This is a genomic window from Streptomyces sp. NBC_00414 (genome assembly GCF_036038375.1).
Classification (GTDB): Bacteria; Actinomycetota; Actinomycetes; order Streptomycetales; family Streptomycetaceae; genus Streptomyces.
The window spans coordinates 4,136,319-4,152,231 of the sequence record NZ_CP107935.1; the positions used below are offsets into that span (position 1 = coordinate 4,136,319).

The following is a 15,913-nucleotide window of genomic DNA, read 5'->3' on the forward strand; positions in this document are numbered from 1 at the left end:
GAATCGGCCTCGGATCGGCACGCAATAAGACCTGGTTCACCATTCCGCCACGTGTCGTTCACCTGACATCTCACCGGCGGTCAAGACGAATGCCGGGCCGCCGCCTAACGTCACACGGGTGGTCAAGCTCTCCGTCATCGTGCCGTTCTACAACGTGCAGCAATATGCGCCCGACACCCTGAAAAGTCTGCGTGCGAACGCACGCGACGACTTCGAGTTCATTCTCGTCGACGACTGTTCCCGCGACGAGACGCCGGACATCCTCGCGCGCGCGGAGCGCGAGCTCCCGGGCGCGGTGCATGTCAGACACGAGCAGAACGGGGGGCTGGCCACCGCGCGCAACACAGGCATCGACGAGGCGCGTGGCGAGTACCTCACGTTCCTCGACGGGGACGACTGGCTCGCCCCCGGCTACTACGAGCAACTGCTCGCCTCCATAGAGGGGCTGGGCTGCGACTTCGTGCGCACGGACCATGTCCAGTGCACCGCGCGGGCCCGCACCCTCCACCGTGTGCCGCACGGCAGGCGCGGTGTCGTACTGGATCCGCGCGAGGCGATCCTGCCCGCCGACCGCTCCACCTCCGTCGACTACGCGTACGCGTGGGCCGGCATCTACCACCGCCGGCTGGCCGACCGGGGCCTGCTGCACTTCACCGACGGGCTGCGCACGGCCGAGGACCGGCCGTGGATCTGGAAGCTGCACCGGGAGGCGGAATCGTTCGCCACGGTGGGCCTGCTCGGCGTGTTCTACCGGCGCGGTGTCGCCTCGTCACTGACGCAGATCGGTGACGTACGGCAGCTGGATTTCATTCGCGCGTTCGACCAGGTGGTAAGTGAGACGGCACAGGACCGGGACGCGGATAAACTCCTGCCGAAGGCCGTGCGGACCTACTGTGCGATTATTTCCCATCATCTGGGATCCATCGAAAGGTTCGAGCCGCCCGTGGCACGGAAACTGAAGTCGATGAGTGCCGTCGCATTGCGGCGTATGCCGCAGGACGTCCTCGATGACGCCCTCGACTCCATGGACATACAGCGCGCGACGCGACTGCGTCGGCTGCGCCGTCGTCCGGCCGCCGCGGGGGTGTCCGCGTGACGACCCAGATCTTCATGGCGTCGACGCTGTACGGCACGGCGACGCTCGCCGCGGCCGTCGACTCCGGCTGCTTCCGGCCCGCGGACCGCCGCATCCTGCTCGTCTCCAACAACTCGGCGACGCCCGAGACGACACCCGGCGTCGACGAGATGCCCGGCTTCACGCAACTGCGCGGCCGGTTCGACGACGTGATCTCGTGGAACGAGACCATCTCTCCCTTCCACCCCGGCGGTTGGGCCCCGCGGCTCGACGACGTACCCCTGTGGGAGCGGCATCTGCGGCTCGCCTGGGGGCTCGGTGACGACGACGTGGAACTGACCGTCGAGTCGATCCAGGTGAACCCCGCGCTCGGCCTCACCCAGATCTTCACCGGCGCCCCCGTCACCGTCTACGCCGACGGCCTGATGAGCTACGGCCCGACCCGCAGCAAGATCGACCCGCTGGTCGGCACCCGGATCGACCGGCTCCTCCACCTCGACCTGGTGCCGGGCCTGACTCCGCTGCTGCTCACGGAGTTCGGCGTCGAGCCGGAGATCGTGCCGACCACGACCTTCACCGACGTCCTCACCGAACTCGTCAAGACCGGCGACGACCTGCCGGCCATCGACGAACCGGCCCTGCTGCTCGGCCAGTACCTCTCCGCCCTCGGCATCCTCACCGCAGAGGAGGAGGAGGACCTGCACGTACGGATGCTCAAGGGCGCCGTCGAACTCGGCCACGAGCGGCTGGTGTTCAAGCCGCACCCCAGCGCGCCGGCCCGCTGGTCGCGCGCCCTGGAGAAGGAGGCCGAGCGGATCGGCGCCGACCTCACCGTGCTCGACACCCCGGTCCTCGCCGAGGTGCTCTACCAGCGGATGCGCCCCGCGCTGGTCGTCGGCTGCTTCTCCACCGCACTGCTCACCGCCTCCGCGCTGTACGGCCTCCCGGTCGCCCGCATCGGCACCGGCCCGCTCCTCGAACGCCTCACCCCGTACGAGAACAGCAACCGCGTCCCCGTCACGATCGTGGACGCCCTGCTCCCGGAGCTGACGGACCGCGCGGCGGTCCTTGAGCAGCGCGAGGGCATGACCGCCGACGAACTGTCCGAACTCGTAAGAGCTGTGGGCTTCGCCATGCAGCCCAAGATCTACCCGGACACCCGGCCGGACGCCGAGCAGTACCTGACGCGGCGTCTGAACACCCACACCTGGCGTTACTTCAAGCGGCGACGCCTCACCTCACTGGGACTGCCCGGCGCGGTGCCGGCCCAGCTCGCCTTCATTCCGCGCAACGCGACCGTACGACGTGTGGCCAAGCGCGCCCGATCCCTGAAGAGGGCAACGCTGGGATGAGCACCATCAATTCGTCGCCCGCCCCGACGGCCGCTCCCGCGGCCGAGGCGGGCGACAGCACCGCTGTCCCGCCCCGGATAGTTCCCCGCAAGCACGCGCCGCGGCTGCGCGCGCTCGACGGGCTCCGGCTGATCGCCGCGCTGATGGTCGCCGCGTACCACTACGGCGGCCGGGACGGCGAGGTGAGCGAGGCCTGGGGCACCTCGCCGCAGCTCCAGTTCCCCACGCTGCACACGTGGTTCGCGTACGGCTGCCTGGGCGTGCAGGTCTTCTTCGTGATCAGCGGCTTCGTGATCTGCATGAGCGGCTGGGGGAGGACCCTGCGCTCGTTCTTCGCCTCGCGGGTCTCCCGGCTGATGCCGGCGTACTGGGCGGCGGTCGTCCTCGTCACGGCCGTCTTCGCCCTTCCCGCGGTCGCGTACCACGCCGTCTCCCCCAGCGACGCGCTGGTGAACATGACGCTCCTGCAGCAACCGCTGGGCGCCGACCGGGTGCTCGGCGTCTGCTGGACGCTCTGGGCGGAGGTCCGCTTCTACGCGCTGTTCGCGCTCTGTGTGGTCCTGCCGGGTGCGACGCGGCAGCGCGTCATCCTGTTCTGCGCGAGCTGGACCCTCGCCGCGGCGATCGCCCAGGAGGCGCGGCAGCCGCTGCTCGACCTGATCCTGATGCCCGAGTACGCGCCGTTCTTCATCGGCGGCATCGGCCTCTACCTCGTCCACCGCGACCGGCGCGACGCGTACGCCTGGGGCATCGTGGGCGTCAGCTGGCTGATCGGCCAGCACTACGCGGTGGCGACGCTGTGGCACGCGCCCGATCCGGACTTCTTCTCGAACCGGACCTCGACCGGGATCGTCCTCGTCGTCACCCTCGGCTTCCTGGCGGTCGCCGCGGTGGCGCTGGGCTGGCTGAGCCGGGCGAACTGGCCCTGGCTGACGGTGGCCGGGGCGCTGACGTACCCGTTCTACCTGGTCCACGAGCACCTGGGCTGGGTCGCCATCAAGGCCTACCACCAGAGCCTGGGCCTCCCGTCGTACGCGACCGCGGCGCTGACGGTCGTGACGATGCTGACCCTGGCGTGGCTGCTGAACCGCTACGTCGAGGACCGGTTGACGCCGCGGCTGCGCTCGGCACTGTCGAAACCGCGCTGAACGTCCGCGAGGATCTCGCCGAGCGCGTCGCCGGCCTCGTCGATGAGGTCGGCGAGTTCGGACATCCGGCGGGCGAGTTCGGCCCGGGCGGCGGGGTCTGGGACGAAGTCGACGAGCGCCGGGGCCGACTCGTCCGGGTCAGTCGGTTCCACGGCGTGCCTCGATCCCGGCCAGCAGCAGCATGAGCCCCTCCTCGAATCCCTCGTCGTACCCCTCGAAGATGGCTGAGCCCGCGGCGGCCGACAGGGGGTGGTCGGCGAGCATCTCGGCCCGCGCGTCCACGTCGTACCCCTCGCGGCGCTCGCCCGGCAGGGGATACACGCCCTGCTCCTCGGTGACGAAGCCCAGCGTGTACAGGTACGCGGTGGTGAAGGCGCGTACCGCCTGCCGGAGGGTGAACCCGGCGTCCACGAGGGCCCGCAGGTTCTCCTCCATCTGGGCGGCGTGCTCGGTGCCGGTGAAGCGGGAACCGCTGAAGACCTTGGCCCCGTCGCGATAGCTCAGCAGCGCCGCGCGCAGACCGCGGTTGGCCATCAGGAGCCGCTCGCGCCAGTCCGTGTCCGGCGGGATCGAGGTACCGGCGATCATCCGCCGGTACATCTGCGTCGCCATCTCGTCCAGCAGCGCCTGCTTGTCCTTGAAGTGCCAGTAGAGGGCGGGCGCCTTGACGTCCAGCTCCTTGGCGATGACCCGGAGGCTGAGGCCGTTGAGCCCGACCTCGTTCAGCAGACGCAGCGCCGTGTCGGCCACCAGTGTTCGGTCGATCTTCCCTACAGCCACGGTCGCACCCTATCCGGAGGCCCCCCCTTGACAGCTTAACGGCGTTAAGCGCATCCTCGACCCATGGAACTTAACGACGTTAAGGAGATGCCCGCCGTGAATGCTGTCGTGGACACTGCCGTGAACTCTGTCGTGGACACCGCCGCCGTACCGGCCGAGACCGATGTGCTGATCGTGGGCGCCGGGCCCACCGGACTGGCCCTCGCGCTCGACCTCGCCCGGCGCGGCGTGCGCGCCCTCGTCGTCGAGCGGTCCGCCACCCTCTTCCCGGGCTCGCGGGGCAAGGGGATCCAGCCACGCACGCAGGAGGTCTTCGACGACTTCGGCGTGCTGGACGCGCTCCGGGCGGGGGGCGGCACGTACCCCGTCGGGATGATCTGGAAGGACGGCAGGCGGCAGGGCGAGCACCGCATGTTCGACGAGGTGGAGGCGACGGAGGCCGAGCCGTACGCGGGCTTCGCGCTGATGGTGCCGCAGTGGCGGACGCAGGAGATCCTGTTCGCGCGGCTGGCCGAGCTGGGCGGCGGCGTCGCCTTCGGCCGGGAGCTGGCGGGCCTCGCCCAGGACGCCGACGGCGTGACGGCGAGCTTCACGTCCGGCACCCCGGTGCGCGCCCGCTATGCCGTCGCCGCGGACGGCGGCCGGTCCGTCGTACGGCGCGCGCTGGGCATCGGCATGACCGGCGAGACCGTGGACCCGGCTCCGGCACTGGTCGCGGACATCCGCGTCACCGGCCTCGACCGCGACAACTGGCACTTCTTCCCGCCCACCGACACCACCGACGACGAGGGCGGCGGCAAGGGTGCCGGCAGGAACGGCCGGGGGCTCCAGGGCGGCTTCCTGGGGATCTGCCCCCTGCCCCACACCGAGGACTTCCAGCTGGCGGCCGGCTTCGCGGACCCGTCCGCCGAACCGGACCTGTCCCTCGACGGCATCCGCAAGCTGGTCGCCACCCGGACGCACCTGTCCGCGGACGACGTGACCGAGGTCCGCTGGGCCTCCGACTTCCGGCCGCGTGCCGCGATGGCGGACCGGTTCCGGGACGGGCGGGTCTTCCTGGCGGGCGACGCGGCGCACGTCCACTCGCCCGCGGGCGGCCAGGGCCTCAACACCAGCGTCCAGGACGCCTACAACCTGGGCTGGAAGCTCGCGGCCGTGCTGCGGGGGTCCGCTCCGGCCGCCCTCCTCGACTCGTACGAGGCGGAGCGGATGCCCGTCGCCGCGCAGATGCTGGGCCTGTCCACCGGTGTCCACCGCGGCGAGGTGCGGCGCGGTGCGGCCACCCAGCAACTCGGCCTCGGCTACCGGGACTCGGCGCTCGCGGTGGAGACCCGCCCGGACCTGCCCGAGGGGGCCCTGCGCGCGGGCGACCGCGCACCGGACGGCACCCGGGCCGGGATCCGCCTCTTCGACGCCTTCCGGGGCCCGCACTGGACACTGCTCACGGTCGGCACGGACACCGAGGTGCCGGACCTCCCCGGCACCCGCACGGTCCGCTTCCCCGCCTACGAGGCGTACGGGACCGGGGTGTTCCTCGTCCGCCCCGACGGTTACGTGGGCTGGGCGGGCGAGTCGGCGCGGGGCCTCGCGGAGTACGCGGCGCTCGTGGGCGTCAGCGCCCAGGCCCCGTCCTGAGCGGACCTGCCCCGAACGGACCCGTCCTAGACGGAGCCGGCGAGGGACAGCTTGACGGCGAAGCCCAGGAAGAGGGCGCCGGCGGCGGAGGTGGCCCCCGCGGACAGCCTCCTGCGCCGCCGGAAGGCGGCGGCGAGCTTCGTCCCGCCGAATATCAGCGCGCTGAGGTACAGGAAGCTCGCCACCTGGGCGAAGGCACCGAGCACGACGAAGGAGACGGCCGGATACGCGTAGCCCGGGTCCACGAACTGCACGAAGAAGGCCACGAAGAACAGGATCGCCTTCGGGTTGAACAGACTGATGACGAGTGCCCGCCGGAAGGGCCGCTCCTCGACGGCCGGCGGGGCTGCCTCCTCGGCTTCGCCCCGCTCCCGCCGGGTCCGCCACATCTCCCACGCGGCCCGCAGCATCCCGAAGGCCAGCCAGGTCAGATATCCGGCGCCCGCGTACTTCACGATCCCGAACACCAGGGCGTTGGTCTGCAGCAGGGACGCGACACCGGCCGCGGACAGCGTCATCAGCACCGCGTCACCGCACCAGACCCCGGCGGAGGCCTGATAGCCGGTCCTGACGCCCCGTCGCGCGGCGACGGACAGCACGTAGAGCGAGTTCGGCCCCGGCAACAGGACGATCAGCACGAGACCCACGAGATAGGTGGGGAGATCCGTTACGCCAAGCATGAAAGGCAGTGTCGCATCCGGGTATGACACCGCACGATGGGGTTCTGCCGGATGAGACAGCCGCTCGGATGTCGCCGCGGCACATCGGACCGGGACGAGGACCGGATCGATGGGCGGCGCGATGAGCAGCGGGGGGTTCACATGCGTACATCAGGTGTGTTGCGTTCGTCAGGTGTGTGGAGATCAGCCGCGGCGGCGACGGTGCTGGCGGCACTCGTCGCGGTGAGCGGGTGCACCATCCAGCCGGCCGGCCCACCGGGCACGTCACCGGCCGCCACGCCGCCGTCCGCCGGTGCGTCGTCACCGGCCGGCCGCTCCCCCGGCGACGCCAAGCCGCCGAGTTCCGCCGGGCAGCCCGCGTCCGAGGTCCTGTGGTCGCCGGGCGACCGGGGCAAAGACGTACGGGAGTTGCAGGCCCGGCTGCGCGAGGTCCTGTGGCTCTACGAGGGGCCGACGGGGACGTACGACGCCTCGACGGTCTACGCCGTCAAGGGTTTCCAGGGCAAGCGCGGCCTGCCGAGGACCGGCACCACGGACTCGGTGACCTGGCAGCGGCTGCTGGGGATGACGCACGAACCGGGCAAGTGGGATCTGTACGCGTCCGGCGGCCAGCCGGCCGCGAAGCCGGACCCGCGCTGTATGACGGGCCGGGTGCTGTGCATCAGCAAGACCAGCCGCACCCTGCGCTGGATGATCGACGGCCGGACGGTCTCGACGATGGCGGTGCGCTTCGGCACGGAGTACACACCCACCCGAGAAGGTGTCTTCAACGTCTACTTCAAGTCGCGCCATCATGTGTCGACGCTCTACGACTCGCCCATGCCGTACGCGATGTTCTTCAGTGGCGGCCAGGCGGTCCACTACTCCGCGGACTTCGCGGGGACGGGCTACTACGGGGGCTCGCACGGCTGTGTGAACGTACGGGACGAGGGGAAGATCGCGGCGCTGTTCTCGCAGGTGAGGAACGGCGACAAGGTCGTCGTCTACTGGTGAGGGACCCGCGGCGGAGAAGGTGTGCGGGCGCGGGCGGGACCGGGGGAACGTGTCCCGCCCGCGCCTCTGTGCACTGAGCCGTGAGTACGGGGGGAACCCCGGCTCGTGCGACAGCCGATGACCAGTCGGCTCGCTTATTACTGCGTCGGGACGGCTGAAAATGTCACACCGGGACGACAAAAGCGTGTAGACGGAACGAAAGCGCAGGTCAGGAGCGGGAAGCCACCGGCGAGGTCACCCCGGGGCCGCCCGAAGGCCGCCCGACAGATCAGGGAGAGAGCACCCGGGAGGGCACCGAGGCCAGGGGCTCGTCGAGGGTGCTGATCCGCGGGGCCGGGGCCGCCGCGTCGTCCTCGCTCCGGAACGTGCCTGTGTGGCCGCGGTCGTCCCCGCCGTGGCCGCCGCCGTCACCACCATCGCCGCCGCCGTAGTCGCCGCCGCGGTCGTCCCCGTTCCCGTTGCCGCTGCCGCCCTTGCCCGCGTCTCCGCGTCCGGACCTGGGGTCGCTCCAGTCGTCGCCGGAGTCGTGGCGGTTCCGGTCCTTCAGGATGGCCCTGCAGTACTTCTGCACCTGCTCGGCGCCCCGGGCCGCGTCCTCCAGGGTGCGTCTGCGCCCGGCGTCGAGCTCCTTGCCGTCACGGTAGTCACGGCAGGCGGAGGCGATCTTGGCCCACCGCGTGCCCGGCCGGTCCTCCCGCCGGGTCTCGTCGGAGTCGGGCTGCGCGCCGGTACCCGTGTTCCCGTGTGCCTCGCCGCTCGGGGCGGAGCTCTCGCCGGTCGGCGCGCCGGCGCTGCCCTCGGGCCGCGGATCGTCGCCGCCGCGGGTCTCCCCGGGGGACGGCGTGACGAGCGGGCGGTCCGGGGTGACGGCGGCCGTCGCGGAGGCGCCGGGTTCCGGTTCGCCGCCGCCGAAGGCCAGGACACCGGCGGTGGCGGCCACGGCGACTCCGCCGATCATCCCCGCGGCCAGCGCGGCGGCGAATCCGTAGCGCACCGGGCGGCCCCACAGGGAGGGGGCGCGGCGGTCCGTGTCGGAACGGCGGATCTGGACGAGCCCCGCGTCCAGGAAGTCCGGGGAGGCTCTCTGGGACGGGAAGGGCGCGGAGGAACGCGTACGGGCGGCCCCGGCGAGGGCCGCCTCCTCGCTCCGGCCGGAGCGCGCCGTGCGGAACGCGGCCAACGCGGCGTCCTCGCCCGGGAGTTCAGCACTGTTCGGCGCGGTTTCGGCACTGAGCGCGCCCAGGGAGCCGAGTGCCTCGGCGAGCCGGTCGGCCTGGCCGCGGATGTCGGCGTCGACGGCTTCGAGCGGCTCTCCGCGCAGCAGTCGTTCCGCCGCGTCGCGGTCCAGCCACCGGCCAGGGGGCCTGGGGTTCTCCCCCGGGAAGACACAGCGCTCGTCGCCCATCACATGTCCTTCTGCGTCCGCGAAGGCGTATGCGTCACACCGGCGGACGTCACCGCGCGGGTACGCGGCTCTGTGTGCGGGGGTCTCTGCTGGGGTACGGAGGCCAGGGAGCCCACAGATTCCGGATCGGCCGTCTCCGGATCCGCGCCGAGCAGTTCCGCGAGGCGTTTCAGCCCGCGGTGCGCCGCCGTGCGGACGGCGCCGGGCCGTTTGCCGAGGGTGTCCGCGGCGGTCTTGGCGTCGAGGCCGACGACGACGCGCAGCACGACGGCTTCCGCCTGGTCCTGCGGGAGCTGGGCGATGAGGGAGAGGGTGTGGCCCGTGGCGAGCGCCTCGATGGCCTCGCCCGCGGTGTCGGACTCGGCCGCCCTGCCGGTGAGTTCGCTCTCGTCGCCGCCCGTCGCGGGGCGCCGGCCGCGCATGCGTATGTGGTCGAGTGCGCGGTTGCGGGCTATCCGGGCCGCCCAGCCGCGGAACCGGTCGGCGTCCCCGCTGAACCGTTCCAGGTCCCGGGCGATCTGCAGCCAGGCCTCGGACGTCACGTCCTCGGCGTCCGGGTCACCGACCAGCGTCCGCACATACCCCAGAAGCCGTGGATGCACGGCTCGGTACACAGTCCGGAACGCGGTCTCGTCCCCGTACTGTGCGGCAAGCACCGCGGCGGTCAGCTCCGCGTCGTCCCCCAGCACCGCGCCCCTTATTGCGCCCAGCCGGCACCGCTCTCGCGGACCGGGTTCTCTCCGTCGTGGTCTCTCGGTTGATGGTTGCGGTCCTGCCCCGCATCCGGCGCGAAATGCACGTTACGGCTTGAAACCAGGGCGCGTCCATGTCCGTACAACTTGCAACTAACTCGTTGCGGCGTGGGGTGTGACACAAAACGCACCGTCGGCGCTGAGGAGAGTACGGGCCGCCGCGCGGCCCGTGCCGCGCGACGGCCGGGGCCTCTCCTGTGGGGGGTGGCGGCCCCGGCCGTTGCCATCGGCGGAGCGGGCGGCCCCAGGTCTCAACCGCTCCCGCTCTTCGCACTCTTCGCGTTTTTCGCGGCCTTTGTGGCCTTTGCCGCCTTCGGAGTTTTCGTGGTGCCGCCGCCCGGCGTATTCGACGGCTCGGCCGATTTGCTCGCCTCGGGTTTCTTCGTCTTCTCGGCTTCTCCGGCGCCCTTGCCGTTGTTCTTCTTCTGCTTCTGCTGCTTCGTGTTCTGCTTCTGCTTCGCGCCGGTCAACCGCGCCTCGCAGTACGCCGCCACCTCGTCCTCGCCGCCCGCGGCCCGGATCAGCCGCTGCCAGGCGACCGAGTCGAGGGCCTTGCCCCGCTTCTTCACGGAGTCGTACGCGCGGCAGTGGGCCTCGGTGTCCTGAGCGGTGGAAGGGCCGTCGGTCGGTCCCGGCCCGGACGGACCGGGCATGCCCGCGCCGGCACCACTGCCGGCGTCGGCCGCGGCGCTGCTCGACGGGCGGTTCCCGTCCCGCTCGCCGCCCTCACCGCGCTCGCCCGCGCCCGAGCCGATGGCCGCGACCGCCACCCCGCCGAGCGTCACGCTCGCCGCCAGCGCGACCAGCGTCGCCCGCGGCGACCAGCCGCGCCGCCGCTCGCCCGCGGGCCGCCAGTCGTCCCGCCGCCGGGTGCGCGCCGCCCCGTGCGCCCCCTCGTCCCGTGCGTCCCGGAACGCGGCGAGGGCCCGCTTCTCGGCCTCGGCGTCCGCCTCCTCGCCCCGTACGGCGGCGGCGAGCAGGGCACCGAGGTCCGGGCGGTCGCTGCCGCCCTCCCGTTCACCCATGTCCGAATCCACGAATCCACCCTCGCCGCCCGGGGACCGGTTGCCGTTCATCCCGACTCCCCCAGCGTCCGGGGCCCGTCTTCCGTCACACCCTCGGCGTCGAGCCGGTGGCCCAGCCGCTTCAGGCCCCGGTACGCGGCGGTACGTACCGCGCCGGGGCGTTTGCCGAGGACCCGCCCGGCCGCGGGGCCGTCGAGACCGACGACGACCCGCAGCAGTACGGCCTCGGCCTGGTCGCGCGGCAGGGTCGACAGGAGTTCGAGGGCGTACTGCGTGCCGAGGGACTCCAGGGCCTGGTCGTCCGTGCTCTGCGCGGCGGGCAGGTCGAGCATGTCGTGTTCGAGTTCGGACGCCCGCGGCCGTACCTTCTGCCGCCTCAGATGATCGAGTGCCCGGTGCCGGGCGATGGTCGCGGTCCAGCCGCGGAACCCCGCCCCGTCCCCGCGGAACCGCCCCAGATCCCGGGCGATCTCCAGCCACGCTTCCGAGGCCACGTCCTCCGCCTCGCCGCCGACCAGGCCCCGCAGATACCCGAGCAGTCCGGGCTGCACGATCCGGTACGCGACCGCGAAGGCGTCCTCGTCCCCCTGCTGGGCCCGCGCGACGGCCACGCCCAGGTCCCCGTCGGACGACCGCACGCCGCGGGACTCCCCTCCCTGGCCCAACACTGCCCCGTTCGCACCGGGTTCGCACCACGCGGTACGGACCACTGTGCTCGCACACCCTCAAGGTCATCTGCGCCGGACGACGCGGAAACGTCACAGCTCGCCGGTCGCGCCGCCCGTTCCAGCACACCCGGGGAGTCCGGCCCTGGACCGCCCGTGCAGCTGCAGATAGAACGTGCGCAGGGACTCCCGCTCCCCCGCCTCGAACCGCTTCACGACCTTGCCCAGCGGGTTCCACACCCGCCCGTCGGGCATCCGTATGCCCACCGGCTGGCCGAACAACTCCCGCTGCCCCTGATCGAACTCGACCCACGCGGCACCGGCCCGCCGCACCAGCACCTCCCCGGCGTACACACCGAGCCCGAACAGCACCCGCCCCACCGCGGCATGGTCCCGGCCGCTCCCGCGCAGCCCGTCGACGATGAAGTCGACGACGCGCAGGCTCGCCACCGAGTAGTCCAGCGGCAGCCGACTGCGGGCCGTGACGTCGCGTACGAACCCCGCCGCGTGCTGCCGCATGCGCACGTCGGCCGACAGCCGCCGGGCCGGGCGCGCGGGCTCTTCCGACTCCGCACTCGTCCCCTTCACCGCTCGCGCTCCCTCACTCGCTCACGTCCGGGCCGCCAGAGCCACGGCCGGTCCGCAACACCAAGCGGGTCGGGCGCCTCGAACATCACACACCCTCGAAGTGATATAGGTCACGCGGCAATTCACCGGAACCCGTACAACCATCCACCTCTCCCAGGCGTCTTGCCGCGCCTGCAGTGACGTACCACACACCCTTGTTGGGTGATGTTCACTCCGGAGTTGGCGCTGAATTAAGAAGCCACCCTTGTGACGGGTGGGTTTTTTGTGCTGCTTTTCTAGGGGTGGGGTATTTGAGTCGCCGGACGACCCATGCGTACAAACCGCTGAGTCTGAAGCGGAGAGCGTGGCTGACGACAGGGGCCGTGGTGCTGGCCGGGGCGGGCGCCGTGACGTACGCCGTGGCGAACCCGGGCGACGACCCGTCGGCGGACGCCGCGCGCGGCAAGCGTCCCGTGAAGGTGCACGAGCTCGCGATGAGCAGCGACGGTACGGGCCGCCGCGAGGTGGAGCGGACGAGCACCCAGCGGTTCTCGCTGCTCGGCATCTCCTGGACCGGCGCGAAGGCCGAACTCGACGGCAGCGCCCAGGTGCGGACCCGCGCCCTCGACTCGGGCGAGTGGACCGGCTGGCAGAACCTGGACCTGGAACCCCACCCGGTCGACAGGACGGAGCCGGGCGCCAAGGACGCGCGCGGCGCGTCCGATCCGCTCTGGGTCGGCCCGAGCGACGGCGTCGAGGCACGCGTGGTGACGGCTGGGGGCACCTCCCGGACGGAGTCCGGGGGAGGCTCGGCGAGTTCCGGGCTGCCCAAGGGACTTGAGCTGAGCCTGGTGGACCCGGGCGTGACCTCCGCCGAGGCGAGGAACGAGGCGCTGGGCACGACCACGGGTCTCTCGATGGACGGCGCCGCCTTCGCCGCCGAGGATCCGACCGGCTCCCCTGCCGCCGACGCCGCCTCGGGTTCCGCGTCCCCGGCGGATCCGGCGAGCACGGGCCCCGCGGACGCGGCTCCCGCGACCGGTGATCCCGCGTCGCCCTCCGAGAGCACCACGGGAAGCGCCTCCGAGAGCGCGTCGGAGAGCGCCCCGGCCTCCCCGACGCCCGACCCGGTCCCGTCCCCGCCGCCGTCCACCGTGACGCAGCCGCACATCGTCTCCCGCGCCCAGTGGGGCGCCGCCGAGTCGACGGTCAAGGACGCGCCGGAGTACATCGAGAAGGTCAGCGCGGTCTTCGTCCACCACACGGTCGGTTCGAACGACTACAGCTGCGCCGAGTCCCCGGCGCTGGTGCGCGGCATCATGGCGTACCACGTGCAGACCGAGCTGTGGAACGACATCCGCTACAACTTCCTGGTCGACAAGTGCGGCCGGATCTTCGAGGGCCGCGCGGGCGGCGTCGACCTGCCGGTGCGCGGCGCCCACACGTACGGCTTCAACGGCGACTCGGCGGGCATCGCCGTCCTCGGTGACTTCGAGGGCGCCGCCGCCACCTCCACCACCGCGGCGAAGGCCGCGGGCAGGCCGACCCGGGCCGCCCTGGAGTCCGTGGCGCGCGTCGCCGCGTGGAAGCTCGGCCAGTACGGCGGCAACCCGAGCGGCCAGGTCACCCTGACCGCCGCCGACGACACGGGCGTGTGGAAGGCGGGCGAGCAGGCCACGCTGAACACGATCTCCGGCCACCGCGACGGCTTCGCCACCGAGTGCCCCGGCAAGAACCTCTACTCGAAGCTGAGCGAGATCCGCCGGTACGCATCGAGCCCCGGTAAGAACTCCGCGGTCCCGACGGCCGACTTCAACGGTGACGGCATCAGCGACCTCGTCGCCGCCACGCCCAAGCAGGGCAGCGGCTGGCTCACCCTCGTGCCGGGCGGTCTGAACGGCCCGGTCGCAGCCTCGAAGGTGAAGCTCAACCAGGGCACCGCCGAGGTGCCGGGCGCCGCCGAGTCGGGCGACCAGTGGGGCACGGCCACCGCCTGGGGCGACATCAACGCCGACGGTTACGCGGACATCGCCATCGGCGCCCCGGGCGAGGACGACACGACCGGCCACGCGGACCGTGGTGCCGTGACGATCCTGTACGGGCCCAAGTTCAACTCCGGCGCCGACACCATGGCGCTGGGCGACGACTACGAGCCGGTCTCCGCGCGGTTCGGCGCGACCGTCGCGGTCGGCGACTTCAACGCCGACGGCAAGGCGGACGTCTTCACGGCGGCCACCGGCACGGGCGGCAACTGGGCGGCCCGCTTCGACGACGGCCACGAGGTCGCCGGCGACCTCACCACCGCCTCCGGCGCCCTCGCGTACGCGGACGCCGCGACCGGTGACTTCAACCGGGACGGCTACGCGGACGTGGCGCTCAACTACCGCGACGCGTCCGGCGCCGGCAAGGTCACCTGGTTCAAGGGGTCCAGGTCGCTGGGCCTGTCGAAGGTGTCCACGCTCTCCGTGAAGGGCGGCCGCTCGCTCGCCGCGGGTGACGTGAACGGCAACGGCTACGACGACATCGTCATCGGCCAGCCCAACGCCACCGAGTCCGGCGCGATCTCCGGCGGCCAGGTCACGATGGTCCCGGGCACGTCCGCCGGCTTCACCACCACCGGGCTGACGAAGATCACCCAGAGCACGACGGGTGTCGAGGGGGCCAACGAGTCCGGTGACGCGATGGGCGCCTCGGTCTCCGTGGGCGACTTCAACGCCGACGGGTTCGCGGACGTCCTCACCGGCGCCCCGAACGAGGACATCACCCGCAGCGGCGCCGACAAGGCCGACGCGGGCGCCGTCTGGCTCCTCAAGGGCGCCTCGACCGGCCTCACCGGTACCGGCTCGCTCTCCTACTCCCAGGACACGACGGGCATCGCCGGGTCCACGGAGAAGGGCGACAAGCTGGGTTCGTCCGTCTCGCTGACGGACTTCTCCGGCCAGGGCCGCGCGCACCTGCTCATCGGCGCCGAGGGCGAGGACGCGTACAACGGCACGCTGCTGTACCTGCCGAGCACCGCCTCGGGCGTCTCCGTCGCCAGGTCGGCGTACTACGGCGTCACCCAGCTGGGTACGGCGACAGCCGCGCGACTGGGCCAGGTCCTGACCCCGTAGAGCCGCACCCCGCACGGACACGTGAGAGGCCGGGACCCTGGTTCGTTCGCACAGGGTCCCGGCCTCTCCTGTCCCTCCGGAAGGGCTCAGACGCGTCCGCGGGCCCGTCGGGACACCACGGCGCGCAGGACGCGGCGGCCCTCGGTGGTGAGCTCCCGCGCCTGGCGCAGACCCGCGGGGCCGTGGGCCGACACGAGTTCGAGGACGCTGATCTGGCGGCGCAGTTCGGCGGCGACGAGGGGCGACATGTCCTGCGTACGGCCCTCTCGCCGGTCCCGCACCGAGGACTCGCCGTCGGACTCGGCGCGGGCCGTGGCGTCCAGGAGCCGGTGGATCCGGAGCGCGGCGACCGAGCAGTCGTCGGCCCACGTCAGCAGGTTCCCGGCGGTCCGCTCCGCGGGGGCCGCGCCGAGCATGCGCTGGGCCAGGGCGACGGCCTCGCCCTCGGCGGACGCGTTGTCCTGCGGGCCGTCCGGTACGTAGAGCTTGGCGCGCACCTGCTCGACGCACTCGCCCCAGTCCCGGAACCCCTCCTCGGACTCGGCGAGGCTCGCCCACAGGGGGCGCAGGATCTCGTCGTCGCCGCCCAACAGGGGCACGCACCTGTCCAGGCACGCCAGACCGCCGACCGCGAGACTCAGCTCGTCGGCCTGAGCGATCAGTTCCACCAGGCTCATCACGCCTCCCTCGGTGGGCCGCCGCTGGTTGCGGAGCCCGCACTTC

The 15,913-nt window shown here is 72.1% G+C and carries 15 protein-coding genes; 6 read left to right on the top strand and 9 right to left on the bottom strand.

The window, feature by feature from the left end; all coding sequences use genetic code 11:
* Positions 1 to 118: 118 nt before the first annotated feature.
* The 3 genes from OHS59_RS17735 to OHS59_RS17745 are packed head-to-tail and all read left to right on the top strand — an operon-like array spanning position 119 to position 3,575.
* A complete protein-coding gene (locus OHS59_RS17735; protein ID WP_328494374.1) occupies positions 119 to 1,096 on the top strand; it encodes a glycosyltransferase family 2 protein in 978 nt (325 codons plus the stop codon).
* The gene (locus tag OHS59_RS17740) at positions 1,093 to 2,427 is read left to right on the top strand and encodes an alpha-2,8-polysialyltransferase family protein (RefSeq protein ID WP_328494375.1); all 1,335 of its coding nucleotides are present in this window, start codon (positions 1,093 to 1,095) and stop codon (positions 2,425 to 2,427) included. Before OHS59_RS17735 ends, OHS59_RS17740 begins: the two co-directional genes overlap by 4 nt.
* Positions 2,424 to 3,575, top strand: coding sequence for an acyltransferase family protein (locus OHS59_RS17745; RefSeq protein WP_328494376.1), 1,152 nt, complete (start codon positions 2,424 to 2,426; stop codon positions 3,573 to 3,575). The genes OHS59_RS17740 and OHS59_RS17745 overlap by 4 nt, the downstream gene beginning before the upstream one ends.
* Here OHS59_RS17745 and OHS59_RS17750 read toward each other — a convergent pair.
* Together OHS59_RS17750 and OHS59_RS17755 are read right to left on the bottom strand one after the other, a co-directional pair.
* The gene (locus OHS59_RS17750; protein ID WP_328494377.1) at positions 3,518 to 3,727 is read right to left on the bottom strand and encodes a hypothetical protein; all 210 of its coding nucleotides are present in this window, start codon (positions 3,725 to 3,727) and stop codon (positions 3,518 to 3,520) included. The genes OHS59_RS17745 and OHS59_RS17750 overlap by 58 nt on opposite strands.
* Positions 3,714 to 4,355 carry a TetR/AcrR family transcriptional regulator gene (locus OHS59_RS17755; protein ID WP_328494378.1) on the bottom strand — a complete coding sequence of 214 codons (642 nt, stop codon included), beginning with the start codon at positions 4,353 to 4,355 and terminating at the stop codon, positions 3,714 to 3,716. Before OHS59_RS17755 ends, OHS59_RS17750 begins: the two co-directional genes overlap by 14 nt.
* Before the next feature lie 63 nt (positions 4,356 to 4,418).
* Here OHS59_RS17755 and OHS59_RS17760 point away from each other — a divergent pair, with 63 nt between their 5' ends.
* On the top strand, positions 4,419 to 5,990 hold the full coding sequence (locus OHS59_RS17760) for an FAD-dependent oxidoreductase (protein ID WP_328494379.1): 1,572 nt from the start codon (positions 4,419 to 4,421) through the stop codon (positions 5,988 to 5,990).
* A gap of 26 nt (positions 5,991 to 6,016) precedes the next feature.
* On the opposite strand, the gene leuE is transcribed toward OHS59_RS17760, so the two are convergent.
* Positions 6,017 to 6,670, bottom strand: a complete 654-nt coding sequence (leuE, locus tag OHS59_RS17765; protein WP_328494380.1) for a leucine efflux protein LeuE — start codon at positions 6,668 to 6,670, stop codon at positions 6,017 to 6,019.
* A 141-nt stretch (positions 6,671 to 6,811) separates the two neighbouring features.
* On the opposite strand from leuE, the gene OHS59_RS17770 reads away from it, so the two are divergent.
* Positions 6,812 to 7,663 (top strand): L,D-transpeptidase family protein, encoded by an 852-nt coding sequence (locus OHS59_RS17770; RefSeq protein ID WP_328494381.1) that lies wholly within the window; start codon positions 6,812 to 6,814, stop codon positions 7,661 to 7,663.
* Positions 7,664 to 7,931: 268 nt separating this feature from the next.
* Here OHS59_RS17770 and OHS59_RS17775 read toward each other — a convergent pair whose 3' ends face one another.
* The 5 genes from OHS59_RS17775 to OHS59_RS17795 form a co-directional block, all read right to left on the bottom strand.
* The gene (locus OHS59_RS17775) at positions 7,932 to 9,068 is read right to left on the bottom strand and encodes a hypothetical protein (RefSeq protein ID WP_328494382.1); all 1,137 of its coding nucleotides are present in this window, start codon (positions 9,066 to 9,068) and stop codon (positions 7,932 to 7,934) included.
* Positions 9,068 to 9,757: an RNA polymerase sigma factor gene (locus tag OHS59_RS17780; protein WP_328494383.1), complete on the bottom strand. Its 690-nt coding sequence runs from the start codon at positions 9,755 to 9,757 to the stop codon at positions 9,068 to 9,070. Before OHS59_RS17780 ends, OHS59_RS17775 begins: the two co-directional genes overlap by 1 nt.
* Positions 9,758 to 10,071: 314 nt before the next feature.
* A complete protein-coding gene (locus OHS59_RS17785; protein ID WP_328494384.1) occupies positions 10,072 to 10,896 on the bottom strand; it encodes a hypothetical protein in 825 nt (274 codons plus the stop codon).
* On the bottom strand, positions 10,893 to 11,510 hold the full coding sequence (locus OHS59_RS17790) for an RNA polymerase sigma factor (RefSeq protein WP_328494385.1): 618 nt from the start codon (positions 11,508 to 11,510) through the stop codon (positions 10,893 to 10,895). Before OHS59_RS17790 ends, OHS59_RS17785 begins: the two co-directional genes overlap by 4 nt.
* Before the next feature lie 93 nt (positions 11,511 to 11,603).
* A complete protein-coding gene (locus tag OHS59_RS17795) occupies positions 11,604 to 12,029 on the bottom strand; it encodes a hypothetical protein (RefSeq protein ID WP_328499249.1) in 426 nt (141 codons plus the stop codon).
* 350 nt (positions 12,030 to 12,379) lie between these two features.
* On the opposite strand from OHS59_RS17795, the gene OHS59_RS17800 reads away from it, so the two are divergent.
* Positions 12,380 to 15,190, top strand: coding sequence for an FG-GAP-like repeat-containing protein (locus OHS59_RS17800; protein WP_328494386.1), 2,811 nt, complete (start codon positions 12,380 to 12,382; stop codon positions 15,188 to 15,190).
* An 86-nt stretch (positions 15,191 to 15,276) separates the two neighbouring features.
* On the opposite strand, the gene OHS59_RS17805 is transcribed toward OHS59_RS17800, so the two are convergent.
* Positions 15,277 to 15,867, bottom strand: coding sequence for a hypothetical protein (locus OHS59_RS17805; RefSeq protein WP_328494387.1), 591 nt, complete (start codon positions 15,865 to 15,867; stop codon positions 15,277 to 15,279).
* Positions 15,868 to 15,913: the final 46 nt, after the last annotated feature.